14 protein-coding genes and 1 pseudogene are annotated in these 16953 nt (G+C 65.8%); 11 read left to right on the forward strand and 4 right to left on the reverse strand.

What is annotated here, in order from left to right; genetic code table 11:
• Positions 1–40: 40 nt before the first annotated feature.
• Positions 41–1129, reverse strand: a complete 1089-nt coding sequence (locus AB4Y42_RS13190; protein ID WP_368689031.1) for a DMT family transporter — start codon at positions 1127–1129, stop codon at positions 41–43.
• Between the two features lie 292 nt (positions 1130–1421).
• Between AB4Y42_RS13190 and AB4Y42_RS13195 the strand changes: the two genes are divergently transcribed.
• The 11 genes from AB4Y42_RS13195 to AB4Y42_RS13245 all read left to right on the forward strand — a co-directional run bounded on the left by AB4Y42_RS13195 (position 1422) and on the right by AB4Y42_RS13245 (position 14599).
• A complete protein-coding gene (locus AB4Y42_RS13195) occupies positions 1422–2360 on the forward strand; it encodes a D-ribose ABC transporter substrate-binding protein (RefSeq protein ID WP_368689032.1) in 939 nt (312 codons plus the stop codon).
• 82 nt (positions 2361–2442) lie between these two features.
• Positions 2443–3111, forward strand: a complete 669-nt coding sequence (locus AB4Y42_RS13200; protein ID WP_368689033.1) for a DUF2291 family protein — start codon at positions 2443–2445, stop codon at positions 3109–3111.
• The gene (locus AB4Y42_RS13205) at positions 3108–4652 is read left to right on the forward strand and encodes a sugar ABC transporter ATP-binding protein (RefSeq protein WP_368694430.1); all 1545 of its coding nucleotides are present in this window, start codon (positions 3108–3110) and stop codon (positions 4650–4652) included. Before AB4Y42_RS13200 ends, AB4Y42_RS13205 begins: the two co-directional genes overlap by 4 nt.
• Before the next feature lie 63 nt (positions 4653–4715).
• Positions 4716–5783, forward strand: a complete 1068-nt coding sequence (locus AB4Y42_RS13210) for an ABC transporter permease (protein WP_368694431.1) — start codon at positions 4716–4718, stop codon at positions 5781–5783.
• Positions 5784–5786: 3 nt separating this feature from the next.
• Positions 5787–6833, forward strand: a complete 1047-nt coding sequence (locus tag AB4Y42_RS13215) for a Gfo/Idh/MocA family protein (protein WP_368694432.1) — start codon at positions 5787–5789, stop codon at positions 6831–6833.
• A complete protein-coding gene (locus AB4Y42_RS13220) occupies positions 6830–8806 on the forward strand; it encodes a hypothetical protein (protein WP_368694433.1) in 1977 nt (658 codons plus the stop codon). Before AB4Y42_RS13215 ends, AB4Y42_RS13220 begins: the two co-directional genes overlap by 4 nt.
• A gap of 134 nt (positions 8807–8940) precedes the next feature.
• Entirely contained in the window at positions 8941–10296 is a 1356-nt protein-coding gene (locus AB4Y42_RS13225; RefSeq protein ID WP_368689038.1) for an MFS transporter, read from the forward strand.
• 37 nt (positions 10297–10333) lie between these two features.
• Positions 10334–11164 carry a phosphogluconate dehydrogenase C-terminal domain-containing protein gene (locus AB4Y42_RS13230; RefSeq protein ID WP_368689039.1) on the forward strand — a complete coding sequence of 277 codons (831 nt, stop codon included), beginning with the start codon at positions 10334–10336 and terminating at the stop codon, positions 11162–11164.
• Between the two features lie 21 nt (positions 11165–11185).
• On the forward strand, positions 11186–12430 hold the full coding sequence (locus AB4Y42_RS13235; RefSeq protein WP_368694434.1) for a ribulose-bisphosphate carboxylase large subunit family protein: 1245 nt from the start codon (positions 11186–11188) through the stop codon (positions 12428–12430).
• A gap of 8 nt (positions 12431–12438) precedes the next feature.
• The gene (gene oiaK / locus AB4Y42_RS13240) at positions 12439–13818 is read left to right on the forward strand and encodes a 3-oxo-isoapionate kinase OiaK (protein ID WP_368694435.1); all 1380 of its coding nucleotides are present in this window, start codon (positions 12439–12441) and stop codon (positions 13816–13818) included.
• A 73-nt stretch (positions 13819–13891) separates the two neighbouring features.
• Positions 13892–14599, forward strand: coding sequence for a transcriptional regulator NanR (locus AB4Y42_RS13245; RefSeq protein WP_069266474.1), 708 nt, complete (start codon positions 13892–13894; stop codon positions 14597–14599).
• A gap of 22 nt (positions 14600–14621) precedes the next feature.
• Here the strand turns inward: AB4Y42_RS13245 and AB4Y42_RS13250 are convergent.
• The 3 genes and pseudogenes from AB4Y42_RS13250 to AB4Y42_RS13260 all read right to left on the reverse strand — a co-directional run.
• Positions 14622–15242, reverse strand: a pseudogene (locus AB4Y42_RS13250) (lyase family protein); the annotation flags it as partial.
• A gap of 275 nt (positions 15243–15517) precedes the next feature.
• The gene (locus AB4Y42_RS13255) at positions 15518–16276 is read right to left on the reverse strand and encodes an amino acid ABC transporter ATP-binding protein (protein ID WP_368694436.1); all 759 of its coding nucleotides are present in this window, start codon (positions 16274–16276) and stop codon (positions 15518–15520) included.
• Positions 16276–16953, reverse strand: coding sequence for an amino acid ABC transporter permease (locus AB4Y42_RS13260; RefSeq protein ID WP_342922916.1), 678 nt, complete (start codon positions 16951–16953; stop codon positions 16276–16278). The genes AB4Y42_RS13255 and AB4Y42_RS13260 overlap by 1 nt, the downstream gene beginning before the upstream one ends.

A 16953-nucleotide genomic window follows, 5' to 3' on the forward strand; every position in this document is an offset into this window, starting at 1 on the left:
ACCTCGTTTGCGCCGGCAGCGGCTGCGGCGCATGCCGCCCTCAATGCGCGTGCCGATGATGCACGTCGGGGTAGTGCGCGTGGCTATGGGTGATCGGCGCGTGACGGTGCGCATGCGTGTGCGGCTCCGAGCCGTCCCACGCGAAATCGTGCTCGTGCTGATGGTGTTCGTCGTGCCGGTGCGCGTGGGTGTGCTCTAGCGGTTCGTGCGTGTGCGTGTGGTCGTGACGTTCGCGCACGTGCAGCCACACGCCGAACGCCATCAGCGCGAGCGCGAGCCAGAAGGCGAGCGCCGGGCGCTCCGGCCACAGCAGCAGTGACAGCGCCACGCCGAAGAGCGGCGCCACGGAGAAATAGGCTCCGGTGCGCGCCGTGCCGAGATGGCGCAGCGAGACGACGAACAGCACGAGGCTCACGCCATAGCCCGCAAAACCCACGGCCATGGCGCCGCTCACCGCCTGCCAGGCGGGCCAGTGCGCGCCCGCCGCGAGCGCAATGCCGATATTCACCGGCCCGGCCACGAGCCCCTTGGTGCAGGCCACGACCATCGCGTCGTTGGTCGAGACCTTGCGCGTGAGGTTGTTGTCGATGGCCCAGCACAGGCACGCGAGCGCGACGAGCAGCGCACCGGGCGCGATGCCGGACACGGCGCCGGCGTGCGCGCCGGGCCACGAGAGCAGCACGCCGCCCGCCACGATCGCCAGCATGCCTAGCGCGATCTGCGCGTCGAAGTTTTCCCGAAAGCAGACCCAGGCGATGAGCGCCGTCAGCACGCCCTCGAGGTTCAGCAGCAGCGCGCTGGTGGCGGCGGGCGTGGTGTTCAGGCCGAGCATGAGCAGGGCGGGCGCCGCCACGCCGCCCGCGGCGATCGCACCGGCAAGCCATGGTAGTTCGGCGAGGCGCAGCAGGTCGTGTGCGGGCTCCTGGGTGGCGGTTGCGTCGCCGCGGCGCGCCAGGAGACGCCGTATCAGCAGGACGACCGCGAGTCCCGAGCCGCTGCCGAGATAGAAGAGGCCCGCGAGCATGAACGGCGACACGCTGCCGAGCAGCGCCTTGGCGAGCGGTGTGGTGATGCCGAACAGGGCCGCCGCGAGCAGCGCCGTGAAGATGGGATGCCGATGGGACTTCATTTCAGGCCGGAAGCGGGAAGAGGAGTAAAAGGAGTAGAAGGCGCGCGATGGGCGCGCAAGCGGGCTGCGCGCCGAGCGGGCCCGGGACCCATCAATCTTTAACCTGGGCAGGAGATAAGTGCCGATTCTGCCACTTGTGCGAGATGAGAGAAAACCCTGGATCTAAAAACATAGCGGAGCTCCTGCCTGCTGGTATGATGACATCATGACGGCATAAGTGATGAGTAAGCAATCACGACCGTCAGCTGGTTGTAGTCAGACAAAGGCGTTTAACCAGACAGGAGACAGCATCATGAAGGCACCCAGGCGTTGGCTTGCGTCGACGTTGATGTCATTTGCGGTTCTCGGCACGGCGGGCGTCGCGCAAGCGGCCAATCTCATCGCCATCATCACCCCCTCTCACGACAATCCCTTCTTCAAGGCGGAAGCCGACACGGCGAACGCGCGCGCCAAGGCGCTCGGCTACGACACCATCGTGCTGGTCCACGACGACGACGCCAACAAGCAATCGCAACTCATCGACACCGCCATCGCCCGCGGGGCCAAGGCGATCATTCTCGACAACGCCGGTTCGGAGGCGTCCATCGCCGCAGTCAAGAAGGCGAAGGACGCGAAAATTCCGGCGTTCCTGATCGATCGTGAAATCAACGCGACCGGCATCGCGGTCTCGCAGATCGTTTCGAACAACTACCAGGGTGCGCAGCTCGGCGCGCGCGCCTTCGTCAAGGCGATGGGCGAGAAAGGCAACTACGTGGAGCTCGTCGGCCGCGAGGCGGATATCAATGCCGGCATCCGCTCGAAGGGCTATCACGACGTGATCGACCAGTTTTCGAACATGAAGATGGTCGAGCGTCAATCGGCGAACTGGAGTCAGACTGAAGCCTATACGGTGATGGAATCGATCCTGCAGAGTCACCCCGACATCAAGGGCGTGATAGCCGGCAACGACACCATGGCGATGGGCGCGACAGCCGCGCTGAAAGCCGCGAAGCGCAACGACATCATCGTCGTGGGCTTCGACGGCAGCAACGACGTGCGCGACGCGATCAAGCGCGGCGACATCCGCGCAACGGTACTGCAGCCGGCGGCCGAGGCGGCCACGGACGCCGTCGATCAGGCCGACAAGTATCTGAAGACCGGCGCGACGGGCAAGCCCGAAAAGCAGCTCATCAACTGCTCGCTCATCACGAAGACGAACGCCAGCAAGCTCGACATGTTCGCCTTGCGTTAAGGCGCGCATCGGCAGCACGAGCATCGTACGAGCGGAGCGCGGCGCGCTCCGCAACGACATCCGCAACCACATGGGGTTATGCATGGGAGTGCTTCGGTACGCGGTCATTGTCGTGGTGGCCGCCGTGTTGGGTGGCGCGCTGCACGGCTGCAAGCTGGTGAAGAACAGCGACCTGCAGGGCTCGGGTGGATCGCACGACAACTACGCGTCGGCGGGCTACGACCCGAACGCCATGGTGGCGTCGATGTGGAGTACGAAGATCGTGCCCGACATCGAGAAACGCGCGGTGGACTATCGCACGCTGCGCGACGCGATCAAGGCGGACCCCGACGCCGCCGGCCACAAGTACGGCTACCGCGGCAAGGACGATGGCGCGCCATGGAATTTTCCGACCACGCTGCACGGCACCATCGTGGACGTGGACACGCAGTCGAGCCAGGGCACCGTGGGCGTGGACGTCGACGGCAGCGGGCAGGCCAGCGTGATCGTCGACATCGGCCCGACGGTGCTCGGCACCACGCTGCGCGATTCGCTCGATTTCATTTCGTTCAGCAATTTCCGCAACCAGATCGAGTATGCGCAGTTTGGCACGGCGCTCAATGCGTATGCGGCGAATCACGTCATGAAGCCGCTGCCGCGCAACGATCTGAAAGGCAAGCCGATTACGGTGACGGGTGCGTTCTCGTACGACTCGTCGAGCGACCAGCCGGAGATCGTGCCGCTCGCGGTCACGGTCGGAGGCAAGTCATGACCGATGCGAGCAATGCGGACGTGATCCTCCAGGTCGAGGACGTCACCAAGGTCTATCCCGGCACGGTTGCCCTGAAGGGCGTGAACTTCTCGGTGCGCCGTGGCGCAGTCAACGTGCTCGTGGGCGAGAACGGCGCGGGAAAATCCACGCTCATGAAGATCATCGCGGGCGCGGAGCAGCCGACCAGCGGGAGGCTCGTGCTGGACGGCAAGCCTGTCGCGCCGGCTAGCAGCGCAGAGGCACTGCGCCACGGCATCGGCATCGTCTTTCAGGAACTCAACCTCTTTCCGAACCTCACGATCGCCGAGAACATCTTCATCGCGCACGAAATCACGCGCGGCGGCATCGATATCGACGCCGACGCGCAGCGCGAGAAAGTACGCGCGTTGCTCGCGCGGCTCGAACTCGACCTCAGCCCCGACACGCTGGTCGAGGATCTGCGCATCGGGCAGCAGCAGCTCGTGGAGATCGCGAAGGCGCTCGCCCACGACGCGCGCGTGCTGATCCTCGACGAACCCACCTCGGCGCTCAGCGCGGCAGAGGTGGCCGTGCTGTTTCGCGTGATTGCGGAGCTGAAGGCGCAGGGCGTGTCGATCGTCTACATCTCGCACCGGCTCGAAGAACTGGTCAGGATCGGCGACTACATCACGGTGCTGCGCGACGGCCTCATCACGGGCCATCAACCGATGGCGCAGATCGACGTGCCGTGGATCGTGCGGCAGATGGTGGGCCGCGAAACCAGGGACTTCTCACGCCCCGTCGGCCACACGCGCGGCGCCGAGGTGCTGACGCTGCGGGACGTCACGCTGCCGCGCAAGGGCAGTGGCTTGCTCGTGGATCACGTCTCGCTGTCGCTGCACGCGGGCGAGATCGTCGGCATCTACGGACTGATGGGGGCGGGGCGCTCCGAGCTGTTCGAATGCATTCTGGGCGTGCATCCTCACGCAACCGGCAGCGTGGTGCTGGACGGCAAGGCGCTCGACGGCAAGCCGATCGCAGGGCGCGTCGCACAGGGCCTTGCGCTCATTCCCGAGGACCGCAAGGCCGACGCGCTGCTGCCCATCATGTCGATTGGCGAGAACATGACGCTCTCGAGTCTCGCGGCCCATGCGCGAGGTTTTCATATCGATCCGCGGCGCGAGCAGCGCTCCGTGCTCGACTACATTCGCGACCTCGCGATCAAGGTGGCCGACTGGCGGCTGGCGGTCAGTTCGCTCTCCGGCGGCAATCAGCAGAAGGTGGTGATCGCGCGTGCGCTGATGACCACGCCAAAAGTCCTGCTGATGGACGAGCCCAGCCGCGGCATCGATGTCGGTGCGAAGGCGGACATTTTCAGGGTCATGCGCGACCTGGCCGGCCGGGGACTGGGCGTGCTGTTCGTGACGTCCGATCTGGAAGAGGTGATGGCCTTGTCCGATCGCATTCTCGTGATGTCGAACGGCCGTGTCACCGCTGAATTCGATGCCGCCGACGCTACGCAGGACGCGCTCGTCGCCGCCTCTGCAGTCGGGCACAGGACGGCGCACGAACAGGCGGCCTGAGCACGCGCGTTCAATGGTTGTCACGGTTCCAACGTTTAGCCTGCATTCATCTGGAGAGCATTCATGTCGCTTGCCATCAAGAGCACGGCACCCGGAGCGAGCTTCAGCGAGGCGCCGCTGCTCCTGCTGCTGAAGCTGCGTACGTTCATCGCATTGTTCGCGGTCGTGGTCTTCTTTTCGTTCGCTGCCCACAACTTTCTGAGCATCGAGAACCTGCTCATCATGTCGCGGCACGTCGCGCTCAATGCCTTCCTCGCGATCGGCATGACGTTCGTGATCGTGGCGGGCGGCATCGACCTTTCGGTGGGCTCGGTCGTGGGCCTGACGGGCATGGTGGCAGGCGGGCTCATCCTCAAGGGCATTCCCGTCGGCAGCGAGTACACGCTCTTTCTGAGCGTGCCCGCCGTGATCGTCGTGGCGCTGCTCGTGGGCGTACTGGTAGGCGCGATCAACGGCCTGCTCATCACCCGGCTGAACGTCGCGCCGTTCATCGCGACGCTCGGCACGCTCTATATCGCGCGAGGAGCCGCGTTGCTGTCCTCGGGCGGCGAGACCTTCCCGAACCTGACGGGCAATCCCGCCTACGGCACCAGCGGCTTTCCTGTGCTCGGCAGCGCGACGATACTCGGCATCCCGCTTACGGTATGGCTGCTGGTCGTGGTGGGCGTGGTCGCCGCGTACATCGCCGCGCGCACGCCGCTCGGCCGGCAGATCTATGCGGTCGGCGCCAACGAGCGCGCCGCCCAGCTCTCGGGTGTGCGCGTGAATCGCGTGAAGATGTTCGTGTATATGTTTTCCGGTTTCTGCGCGGCGATCGTCGGGTTGATCATTTCATCGGAACTGGTCGCTTCGCACCCCATGAGCGGCGAGACATTCGAACTCAACGCGATCGCGGCGGCCGTGCTGGGCGGCACGTCGATGTCGGGCGGACGCGGCAAGATCGGCGGCACCATCGTCGGTGCGTTCGTGATCGGCATGCTTTCGGACGGGCTCGTGATGATGGGCGTGAGTTCCTTCTGGCAAACGGTGATCAAGGGCGTCGTCATCGTGGCGGCGGTGGTCGTCGACCAGATCCAGCGGCGCGCGCAGCAGCGCTTTGCGCTGCAAAAGCAGGCTGCAACGGGGGCGTGACCGATGAGTGCAACAGCGGCACAATTGAAGGGCGCGTTGATCGGCTGCGGGTTCTTCTCGCTCAATCATCTGCATGCGTGGCAGGACATCGACGGTGCGCGGATCGTGGCGCTGTGTGACGCGAACCGTACGCGCCTCGACGAAGTCGGCGACAGCTTTGGCATCGAACGACGTTACACGGATGCGGCCACGATGCTGCGCGAAGAGCGGCTCGACTTCGTCGATATCGCGACCACCGTGCCGAGCCATCGCGCGCTCGTGGAGCTGGCGGCGGCGGCCGGCGTGGCCACGATCTGCCAGAAGCCGTTCGCCTCCACGCTCACCGATGCGCGCGCGATGGTGCAAACGTGCCGCGAGGCCGGCGTGCCGCTGATGGTGCACGAAAACTTTCGCTGGCAGAGCGCGATCCAGGCCGTGGGAATGGCGCTGCGCGAGGGAGCGATCGGGCAGCCGTTCTGGGGCCGCGTGTCGTTTCGTTCGGCATACGATGTGTTTAGCGGTCAGCCCTATCTGGCGCAGGGCGAGCGCTTCATCGTCGAAGATCTCGGCATCCACATTCTCGATGTCGCGCGCTTCCTGTTCGGCGACGTGGCGCGCGTGAGCGCCACGACCGCGCGCGTGAACCCATCGATTCGCGGCGAAGACGTCGCGACGATCCTGCTCGCGCATGAAAACGGCGTGAGCAGCGTGGTGGATTGCAGCTACGCGACGCAGTTGCCGCTCGAACTCTTTCCGCAGACGCTCATCGAAGTCGACGGCGCGGAGGGCACACTGCGGCTCTTCGCCGACTACCAGCTGCAGATCCATACGCGTACAGGTACGGAGCTGCGCAGCGTCGCGCCGCGTGCGCTCTCATGGACGAGCGAGCCCTGGGTGGCGATCCAGGGCAGCGTGTTCAGCATCCAGTCGCACTGGGTGGATTGCCTGCGGCGCGGCGTCGAGCCGGCCACGAGCGGTCGCGACAATCTGCGTACGCTGGAACTTGTTGAAGCCACGTATCTTTCGGCGCGCGAGGGGCGCAGCGTCGTGCCGGGAGAGGCGGCGTCATGAGCGAGGGTATGAACAACGCGGTCTACTACGGCACGCAGCAGTCGGTGACCCCGGCGCGCCGCCTCGAAGCGGGACCGTGGTCGGCGTGGCTGATCGACGGCGCATTGCACGACATCCGCTATCAAGGCACCGAAGTCATCCGCGCCGTGTCGTTTCTCGTGCGGGACAAGGACTGGGGCACGTGCCGCCCCGACATCGAGCGCATCGACGTCGAAGAGACGGCGAGCGGCTTTCACGTCGCGTATGACGCGCGCTGCGCGAATCCGGAGGGACACGCGCTCAGCTACGCGCTTGCGATGGTGTGTTCAGCCAGCGGTGCCCTCACGTTTCGTTGTGATGTCACCGCGCATGCCGATTTTCTGGCGGCCCGCTGCGGGTTTTGCGTGCTCCATCCCATCGACGGCGTAGCCGGAGCGCCCGCGCGGGTGGAGCACGGCGATGGCCGTCGTGAAAACGCGGCCTTCCCGGCGCTGATCGATCCGTGGCAGCCCTTCAAGGACATCGCGGCAATCGAACACGATCTGCCGAACGGCTTGACGGTGCGTTGCGCCTTCACGGGCGACGTGTTCGAGATGGAAGACCAGCGCAACTGGTCCGATGCTTCGTTCAAGACCTACTCACGCCCGCTTGAACTGCCCTGGCCCTATACGCTGGAAAAGGGCGCGGCGTTCGCGCAGACGGTGACGCTGAGCGTGAGCGGTACGCATCAGGCGATGGGGAAAGCAGAAGCCACACGAGAGGCGCGGGCCGACAAGATCGAAATCGCTTCTGGAAATTCCGTGCAGCACGAAACCATGCCCGCGATCGGCGTGGCGATCGCCTCGAACGATACCGCAGCGGCGCTCGCGAATCTCGCGTTGCTCGCAGAGCTTGGACCGCAGCAAATGACGCTGAGCTTCGACCCGCTTGCGGGCGATGGCGTACCCGAGCTTGAACGCTTTGCACAGTTGCAGCGCGAAAGCGGCGTGCCCGCCGTGCTGGAGTTTGCCTTGCCCGGTGTCGAGGCGCCGCCTGCGGAGCTCTCGTGTCTCGCCGCCCAGATCGATCAGGCGGGCCTCGCCTTGACGGGCATCGTCGTGAGCCCGGCCGTGCATCGGCAGTCGAACCCGCCGGGCAGCGTGAGCCCGCCGTGTCCCGCGCTCGACGAGGTCTATCGCGAGGCGCGCCGTGCGTTCCCCAGGCTACGCCTTGGCGGCGGCATGCTGAGCTACTTCACGGAGCTGAACCGCAAGCGGCCGCCGCTCGACATGGTCGACTGGGTTACCCACGCGACGTGTCCCATCGTGCACGCCGCCGACGACCGCAGCGTCATGCAGACGCTCGAAGCCATTCCCCACATTGCGCGCTCGTGCCGCGCGCTGATCGGCGGCCAGCCCTACGCGATCGGGCCGGTCTCGATCGGCATGCGACAGAACCCATACGGTTCGCGCGTGATGCCGAATCCCGCAGGCGAACGCGTGGCCATGGCCGCCAACGATCCGCGCCAGCGCGCGTTATTCGGCGCGGCCTGGCTCGCAGGGTACGCGGCGGCGCTCGAAGGCGCGGGAATCGAAACGCTCACGCTGGGCGCCTTGACAGGGCCGCGCGGGCTTGCCGCTGTGGAAGATGTGGAAGGCGACACGCCCGCACGCTATCCGGTTCTCGATGTCGCGAAGGCATTGGCTCGCGTGGCGGGAGCGGCGCGCTTGCGGGTCACGCGAAGCGGCGATGCCGTCCGTATCGCGTGCCTTGCGGTACGCCACGCCGACGGCGCGATCGAACTCGTGCTGGCCAATCTGACGAGCGAGCCACGCGAGATTCAGCTCGAAGTCGACGAGGCAATCCACACGTCGCTGCACGCGACGAGCCTCGATGAACGCACCTTGATCGGACGACCCGGCGCGACCTCGCCGTGGACGCTGGCGCCCGGTGTTCCGGTAGCGCTGCTTCCGTTTGCCTGCGTGTGCGCCTCTTCGCGCGCGGTGTTGGCGTAGCGTCCGCGCCGCATGAGCGCTGCGGCATGCACGCATGTCGGTGGAAATACCAGGTGTAGTCGTTCCGTCATGATGGTCTACTCATCATACCAGCACATATGATCTGTTGCGGATCATCTCGCGGGAGCAAACGCATGCAAGCCGTTTCAGGAAAAGCCGAATCCGCTTTCGAACGTCCGACGATCCGCAAGGTCTCGCTGCGCCTCGTGCCGTTCGTCGCCTTGATGTTCTTCATCAATTTCCTCGACCGCACCGCGATCTCGTTTGCCGGCCCGAACGGCATGGCGCACGACCTCCGTCTCGACGCGGCCCAGTTCGGTTTCGCTGCGGGCGTGTTCTTCATCGGCTACATCTTTCTCGAAGTGCCGAGCAACCTGGCGCTGCATCGCTACGGCGCGCGCCGCTGGCTCGCGCGCATCATGGTGACGTGGGGCGTGGTCGCGCTGCTGCTCGCGTGGGTCGACAGCGCGACCTCGCTCTATGTGCTGCGTTTCCTGCTGGGCGTGGCGGAAGCGGGCTTTTTCCCCGGCGCGATTCTCTTTCTCAGCAACTGGGTGCCGCAGCGCCATCGCAGCCATATCCTCGCGCTGTTCTATCTCGCCCAGCCGCTCACCATCGTGATCGGTGCGCCGTTCGCCGCGCTGCTCATCGGGGCCCATGGCCTGTTTGGCCTGGCGGGCTGGCGCGTGATGTTCATCGGCGTGGCCTTGCCGGCCATCGTGGTGGGCGTGATCGCGTGGTTCTATCTGAGCGATCGTCCCTCGCAGGCGAGCTGGCTCACACGCGACGAACAGGCGTGGCTCAACGCGGAACTCGAAGCGGAGGCGCGCACGAAAGAAGCGGGCGCCGTGCACCACGGCGCGCATGCGGGAGCGGCCCTGCTGAGCCCGCGCGTGTGGATGTTTTCGCTGATGTACTTCGGGCTCGTCTACGGCCTCTATGCGCTCGCGTTTTTCCTGCCGACCATCATCGGCGGATTCGAAGGGCAGTTCGGCACACACTTCAACGTGTTCCAGAAGGGGCTCATCACTGCCGTTCCATATCTGCCCGCCGCCATCGCGCTCTTCGTCTGGAGCCGCGACGCCACGCGCCGCGGCGTGCGCGGCTGGCACGTCGGGATTCCTGCGCTGCTCGGCGCGCTGAGCATTCCGGTCGCGCTCTACATGAAGTCGCCGGCCGCAAGCATTGCCGTCATCACGGTGACGGCCTGCGCCGTGTTCGCCGCGCTGCCGTGCTTCTGGACGCTGCCGGCCCGCTCGCTCTCGGGCGCGGGCGCCGCGGCTGGCATCGCGCTCATCAACACGGTCGGCAATGTGGCGGGCTTCGTCGCGCCTTACGTGACAGGCGCCATGCACGATGCAACCGGCTCCTACCACGCGCCGATGTTCGTGGTCGGCGCCTTGATGCTGCTGAGCGCCGTGCTCGCGCTGGCCTTTGCCCGCGAACCGCGCGCATCGCGTGAGCGCGAGCGCGCGCTCGCCGCGAATTGATCGAAGCTGGACTCACGGACTAGCAAGGAGGATGAGCATGAAAGAGAAAATTGCGCTCTTTGGCGCGGGCGGAAAGATGGGCTTCCGCCTTTCGGGCAACCTGCAGAAGTCGGACTACCGCGTGGCGCACGTGGAAGTCGGCGAAGCGGGCCGCAAGCGCCTCAAGGACGAACTGAACATCGACTGCGTGTCGGTCGAAGCGGCGCTCGATGGCGCGCAGGTCGTCATCCTCGCCGTGCCCGATACGCTGATCGGCAAGCTGAGCCACGAGATCTCGCCCATGCTGAAGGCCGGCACGATGGTGATGACGCTCGACGCCGCCGCGCCGTTCGCGGGCCATCTGCCGGAGCGGCCCGACCTCACGTACTTCGTTGCGCATCCGTGCCATCCGATCATCTTTAACTACGATGTCGATGAAAAGTCGCTTCACGATCATTTCGGCGGTGCGTACGCGAAGCAGTCGATCACGAGCGCGCTGATGCAGGGCCCGGACTCGGCGTTCGATCTCGGCGAGGATGTGGCGAAAACGATCTACGCGCCGATTCTGCGCTCGTATCGCCTGAGCGTGGACCAGATGGCCATGCTCGAGCCGGGCCTCTCCGAAACGGTCTGCGCGACGCTGCTGTACGTGATGCGCGAAGCGATGGACGAGACCATCCAGCGCGGTGTGCCCAAGGAAGCCGCGCGCGACTTCCTGCTCGGCCACATGAACATCCTGAGCGCGGTGATCTTCAACGAGATCCCTGGCGCGTTCTCCGACGCGTGCAACAAGGCGATCGAATTCGGCAAGCCGCGCCTCATGCGCGACGACTGGAAAGGCGTATTCGATCGCGCCGAGATCGCCGAGAGCATTCGCCGCATCACCTGACCCGAAACAGGAATCGCACCCGTGACCGAACGTATTCACGCGACTTACTGGCTGGAAACCGCCGATGATCCGCGGCGTGCCGCCGACGTCATCGCCGGGGAACAGTCGAGCGGCACTTTCGTCGCACTGCCAAACGAAACCCCCGAGCTGAAGGCGCGCTCGGGCGCGCGGGTCGAGCGCCTCGACGTGCTCGAAACCGTGGATGCACCGAGCCTGCCCGGCGGCATGCGTTCGGACACGTACACGCGTTGCACACTCGAACTCTCGTGGCCGATCGGGAATTTCGGCGCGTCGCTGCCGAATCTGATGTCGACCGTTGCGGGCAACCTGTTCGAGTTGCGCCAGGTGTCGGGCCTGAGGCTCACCGGGCTGCGACTGCCTGAGTCGTTCGCGGCGGCCTATCCAGGGCCGGCGTTCGGCATCGAAGGCACGCGGCGGCTCACGGGCGTGGCGCACGGTCCGCTGATCGGCACGATCATCAAGCCGAGCGTGGGGCTCTCGCCCGCGGAAACCGCGCAGCAGGTGCGCGAGCTCGTGCAGGGCGGCATCGACTTTATCAAGGATGACGAACTACAGGCCGACGGCTCCCATTGTCCCTTCGACGAACGCGTGAAGGCGGTGATGCGCGTCGTCAACGAGCACGCCGAGCGCACCGGCAAGAAGGCGATGGTGGCGTTCAATCTCACGGGCGATCTCGACCAGATGCGCCGGCGCCACGATCTCGTGCTCGCGCATGGCGGAACGTGCGTAATGGCCGTGCTCAATTCGGTGGGTATCGTGGGCCTGCAAGAATTGCGGCGGCATTCGCAGTTGCCCATCCACGCGCATCGGGCGGGGTGGGGCTACCTCTCGCGCAGTCCGGCGCTCGGTTGGGACTACGCGCCGTGGCAGATGATCTGGCGTCTCGCCGGAGCGGACCACATGCACGTGAACGGCCTGCGCAACAAGTTCAGCGAACCCGACGACAGCGTAATCGCCGCGGCGCGCGCCGTGCTCGCGCCGGTGATGGCGAGCGCCCCCATGCCCGCCATGCCTGTTTTCAGCTCGGGGCAGACCGGCCTGCAGGCCGCCGATACCTACGCTGCACTCGGCTGCGCGGATCTCATCCACACGGCGGGCGGCGGCATCTTCGGACACCCGCAGGGCGTGGCGACGGGCGTCGATGCGTTGCGCGAAGCCTGGTGCGCCGCCATCGAAGGCGTACCGCTGGAGCAGCACGCGCAAAGGCATCCGTCGTTGCGCGCGGCGCTCGGCTTCTGGAAGTGAGCAGCGCGATGGCTGAAACAAACTACGCGCGCTTGCCCGAGGGCCTGCTGCTCGCGTATTACGGCGACGACTTCACGGGGTCGACCGATGCCATGGAGGCCATGACGGCCGCGGGCATTCCCACCATCCTGTTTCTCGATACGCCAACGCCCGAGGCGCTCGCGCGCTTTCCCGAGGCGCGCTGCGTAGGTATCGCGGGCTCGTCGCGCGGGCGCAGTGCCGCGTGGATGCGCGAAATGCTGCCGCAAGCGTTCGCGAGCCTCGCCGCGCTCGGCCCACCGGTGCTGCAGTACAAGGTGTGCTCCACGTTCGATTCGTCGCCCGAGGTGGGTTCGATCGGTGCCGCGATCGACATCGGCACGCAGTCCATGCCGGGAAACTGGTCGCCGATGGTGATCGGCGCGCCGCGCCTGAAACGCTATCAGGTGTTCGGCAATCTCTTCGCAGCCGTCGACGGCGTCGGCTATCGCCTCGACCGTCATCCGACGATGTCGCGCCACCCCGTGACGCCGATGGACGAAGCCGATCTGCGCCGCCATCTCGCGCGGCAGACGGCGCGCCGCATCGAACTCGTCGACATGCTTCAGTTGCGCGCCGGGGAGGGCGCCGCACGCGTGGGCATGCTATGCGCGGACGATACCCCCGTCGTGCTGATCGATGTGCTCGACGACGAAACGTTGACAGAAGCGGGCCGCCTCGTTTGGGAAGCGCGCGGAGAAGGGGTGTTTACGGCCTCTTCGTCGGGCCTCCAGTATGCGCTGGCCGCGTACTGGCGCTCGCGAGGCTGGCTGCCTGCTGCGCCGTCGCTGCCCGCGGCGAGTCCGGTCGAGGCGATTGGCGTGGTGAGCGGCAGTTGTTCGCCGGTTACTGCGGCGCAGATTGGCTGGGCACGCCAGCACGGTTTTCACGTGGATCGGCTCGACCTCGCGCGTGCCCTCGATCCGCAGGCGGGACCCGCTGAGATCGAGCGGGCCGCAGGTGCCGCTACGCAAGCCATCATCAATGGAAGCAGCGCCGTGGTCCACAGCGCGGAAGGCCCGGACGACCCGGTCGTGCGCGGCTTCGACGAGATTGCGCGGCGCTGCGGACGCACGCGCCAGGACGCCGCCCGCGAGGTCGGCCGCGCGCTCGCGGAGGTGATGCGGCGCATGCTCGACCGCACCGGCGTCTCACGCGTGGTGGTTGCGGGCGGTGACAGTTCGGGCGAGGTCGCGAGCGCGCTGGGCATTGACGCGCTCAGCGTGGCGGCGGGCGTGGCGCCCGGTGCGCCGCTGTGCCGGGCGTGGTCGAGCACCGCCGCGCGCGATGGCCTCGAAATCGTGCTCAAGGGCGGACAGATCGGCCAGGCCGACTTCTTCGGCACCGTGCGCGAAGGGCGGGCGAAGTGATCCGGCGGTGACGTGGTGGCCGGCGGCGCGGTATGGTATTGTCATTACACCAGACGTTTACAGTACCACCGCAATGGGCGAGATCATTCCACGTCGCAAGCTATACCAGGAAGTCGTCGACCGGCTCATGGAACGCATTCGTGCGGGCGAGATCGCGCCCGGCGCGCAGTTGCCGTCCGAACGCGAGCTGATGGAGATATACGGCGTCGGCCGGCCGGCGGTGCGCGAAGCGCTGCAGGCGCTGGAGCGTTCCGGCATCGTCGAGATCGTGCATGGTGAGCGCGCCCGCGTGGTCGTGCCGACCGCTGATCGCCTGATTGCCCAGATTGCCGGCGGCGCGCTGCATCTGCTGCGCACCCAGCCCGACATGCTCGAGCACCTCAAGCATGCCCGGCTCTTTCTCGAAACCGGCACCGCACGCATGGCAGCCGAGCGGGCCACGGAAGAAGACGTCGCACGGCTTCAGTTGAGCGTGGCGCAGCATCGCGCGTCCATGGTCAATCTCGCGGAATTCATCGAGAGGGACATGGCGTTCCACCGCGAAATTGCGAAGATCAGCGGCAACCCGATTTTTCCCTCGATCGTGGAGTCGCTGTTCCGTTGGGCGGGCGAATACTACCAGCCGCTCGTGCGTGCGCCAGGCGTCGAGGAACTCACGCTCACCGAACATCAACGCATCGTCGATGCGATCGCCGCCCGTGACGGCGACGCCGCCGAGGCGGCGATGCGCGCTCATCTGACGCGCGCCAACGAACTCTACCGTACGCAAGGCCGCAATTAGCAATACGGTGGCCGGCCGGTCACTACTCGAGCGGCAGGTGATGCCTTGGCTGCGTCAGCATCGTGGGCTTGAGAATGTCTTCGAGTTGCGCCCGCGTGAGCAACCCTCTCTCGATGACGTTCTCGGCGACGCTCCTTCCCGATACGAGCGCTTCCTGGGCTACCTGCGTCGCATTCGTATAGCCGATGTACGGGTTCAGCGCAGTCACGATGCCGATGGAATTTTCGACGAGCGAACGAAGCCGCTCGCGATTGGCCGTGATCCCGTCGATACACCTCGACGCCAGGGTGAGGCATCCCGCACGCAGGTGCGCCACGCTCTTGAACAGGCTGTGCGCGATGACCGGCTCGAACGCATTCAACTGCAATTGACCGGCCTCCGCGGCAAAGCTGACCGTCACGTCATTGCCGATGACTTCGAAAGCGATCTGGTTCACCACCTCCGGAATGACCGGATTGACCTTGCCCGGCATGATGCTGGAGCCCGCCTGCACCGGCGGCAGATTGATTTCACCAAGGCCTGCGCGCGGGCCGCTCGAAAGCAGGCGAAGGTCATTGCAGGTCTTCGAGAGCTTGGCGGCCACGCGCTTGAGCACGCCCGACAGCTGCACGAACGAGCCGACGTCCTGGGTCGCCTCCACGAGAAGAGCACGTCATCATGGCAGCCAAAGACATCGTATTCGGCGATCTCGCCCGCACCAAACTCATCGAAGGCGTGAACCTGCTCGCCGACGCCGTCAAGGCCACGCTCCAGGAGCTGGGCCAGGCCAAGCGCATCGAGGTGGGCAAGGAAAACACCACGGTGATGGACGGCGCGGGCGAAGCGGGCGCCATCGAGGCTCGCCGAGCGGCACGGTTTTCCCAAGGTGCATTGAGGGAGTATGAACAGGCGGCGACGGGCGACGCCGCCTGCCTATGCTCAGAACGATGGCAGCGCCTGCGTGAGCGTGGAGACGAAGCGCGCCGTGCGCGCATCGCGCGGGCGTGCGAAGAGTTCATGCGACGGACCGGCCTCGACGATCGCGCCATCCTTGAGGAAAACGGCGTCGTGCGCGACGGAAGCCGCGAGCCGCAAATCATGCGTCGCCATCAGCATGGTCGTGCCTTCGAGGGCAAGCTGCCGCAGCACGTCGACCACTTCCGCGGAGAGTTCGGGGTCGAGCGCCGAAGTCGGCTCGTCGCAGAGCAGCACCTGGGGCGAGGGCGCGAGTGCGCGCGCTATCGCCACGCGTTGCTGCTGGCCACCCGAAAGCGTGGAGGGCCATGCGTGCGCCTTCTGGGCAATTCCCACTTTCGCAAGCAGCGCGGCGGCGCGCTCACGGGCTCGCTCCTTCTCCCATTTGAGGACCGTGACGAGGCCTTCCATCACGTTCTCGATCACGCTCAGGTGCGGGAACAACTGGAAGTTCTGGAACACCATGCCGGTATGCCGGCGCACCGAGGCGATTTCGGCGTGGGAGAGCAGCCGGCCGCGGCTGAATTCGAGGCGGGCATCGCCCACGCTCAGCGTGCCGGAGTCAGGCACTTCGAGCAGATTGATGCAGCGTAGCAGCGTGCTCTTGCCGCTGCCGGACGGTCCGATCAGTGCCGTGACGCTGCCGGCCTTGAGCGTGAGGTCGATGGCCGCGAGCACCTCGTGGTCCCCGAACGACTTGTGGAGTTTCTCGATGTGGATCATCAGCGCCCCGCCTGGAACAGGGCATGGCGGCCATAGCGCGCTTCGAGACGCCCTTGAGCCTGCGAGAGCACCGAGCTGAACACGAGATAGATCAGTGCGGCCTCGGTATAGAGAATGAGGGGTTCGTAGGTCACGGCCGCGATGCGTTGTGCAGCCTGGAAGATTTCCGGCACGGTCAGCACGGCCGCGAGGGACGTGTCCTTCACGAGCGAGATGAACGAGTTCGAGAGCGCGGGCAACGCCACGCGAATCGCTTGCGGCAGGATGGCGCGGCGCAGCGCCTGCGCGCGCGTCATGTTCATCGAATAGGCGGCTTCCCACTGACCGCGCGGAATCGATTCGATCACGCCACGAATGACTTCCGCGTTATAAGCGCCCACATTGAGTGAAAAACCAATGATGGCTGCCGTCAACGGATCGAGCACGATGCCCACGTTGGGCAGCCCGTAGAAGATGACGAACAGCTGCACGAGCAGCGGCGAGCCGCGAAAGAGCCAGATATAGAAACGCACGGCCGCGACGGCCCAGCGTTGCCCGAAGAGGCGAATGAGCGCCGCGCAGAACGCGAGCGCCATGCCGATCGCAAACGAAGCCAGCGTGAGCGGGACGGAAAAGACCAGTCCCGCGTAGAGCAGTGGCCACAACGATTGCGCCATCAAATGCAGCCATGCCGGCAT

Origin of the sequence: Paraburkholderia sp. EG286B (assembly GCF_040965655.1) — a bacterium.
Taxonomy (GTDB): Bacteria; Pseudomonadota; Gammaproteobacteria; order Burkholderiales; family Burkholderiaceae; genus Paraburkholderia.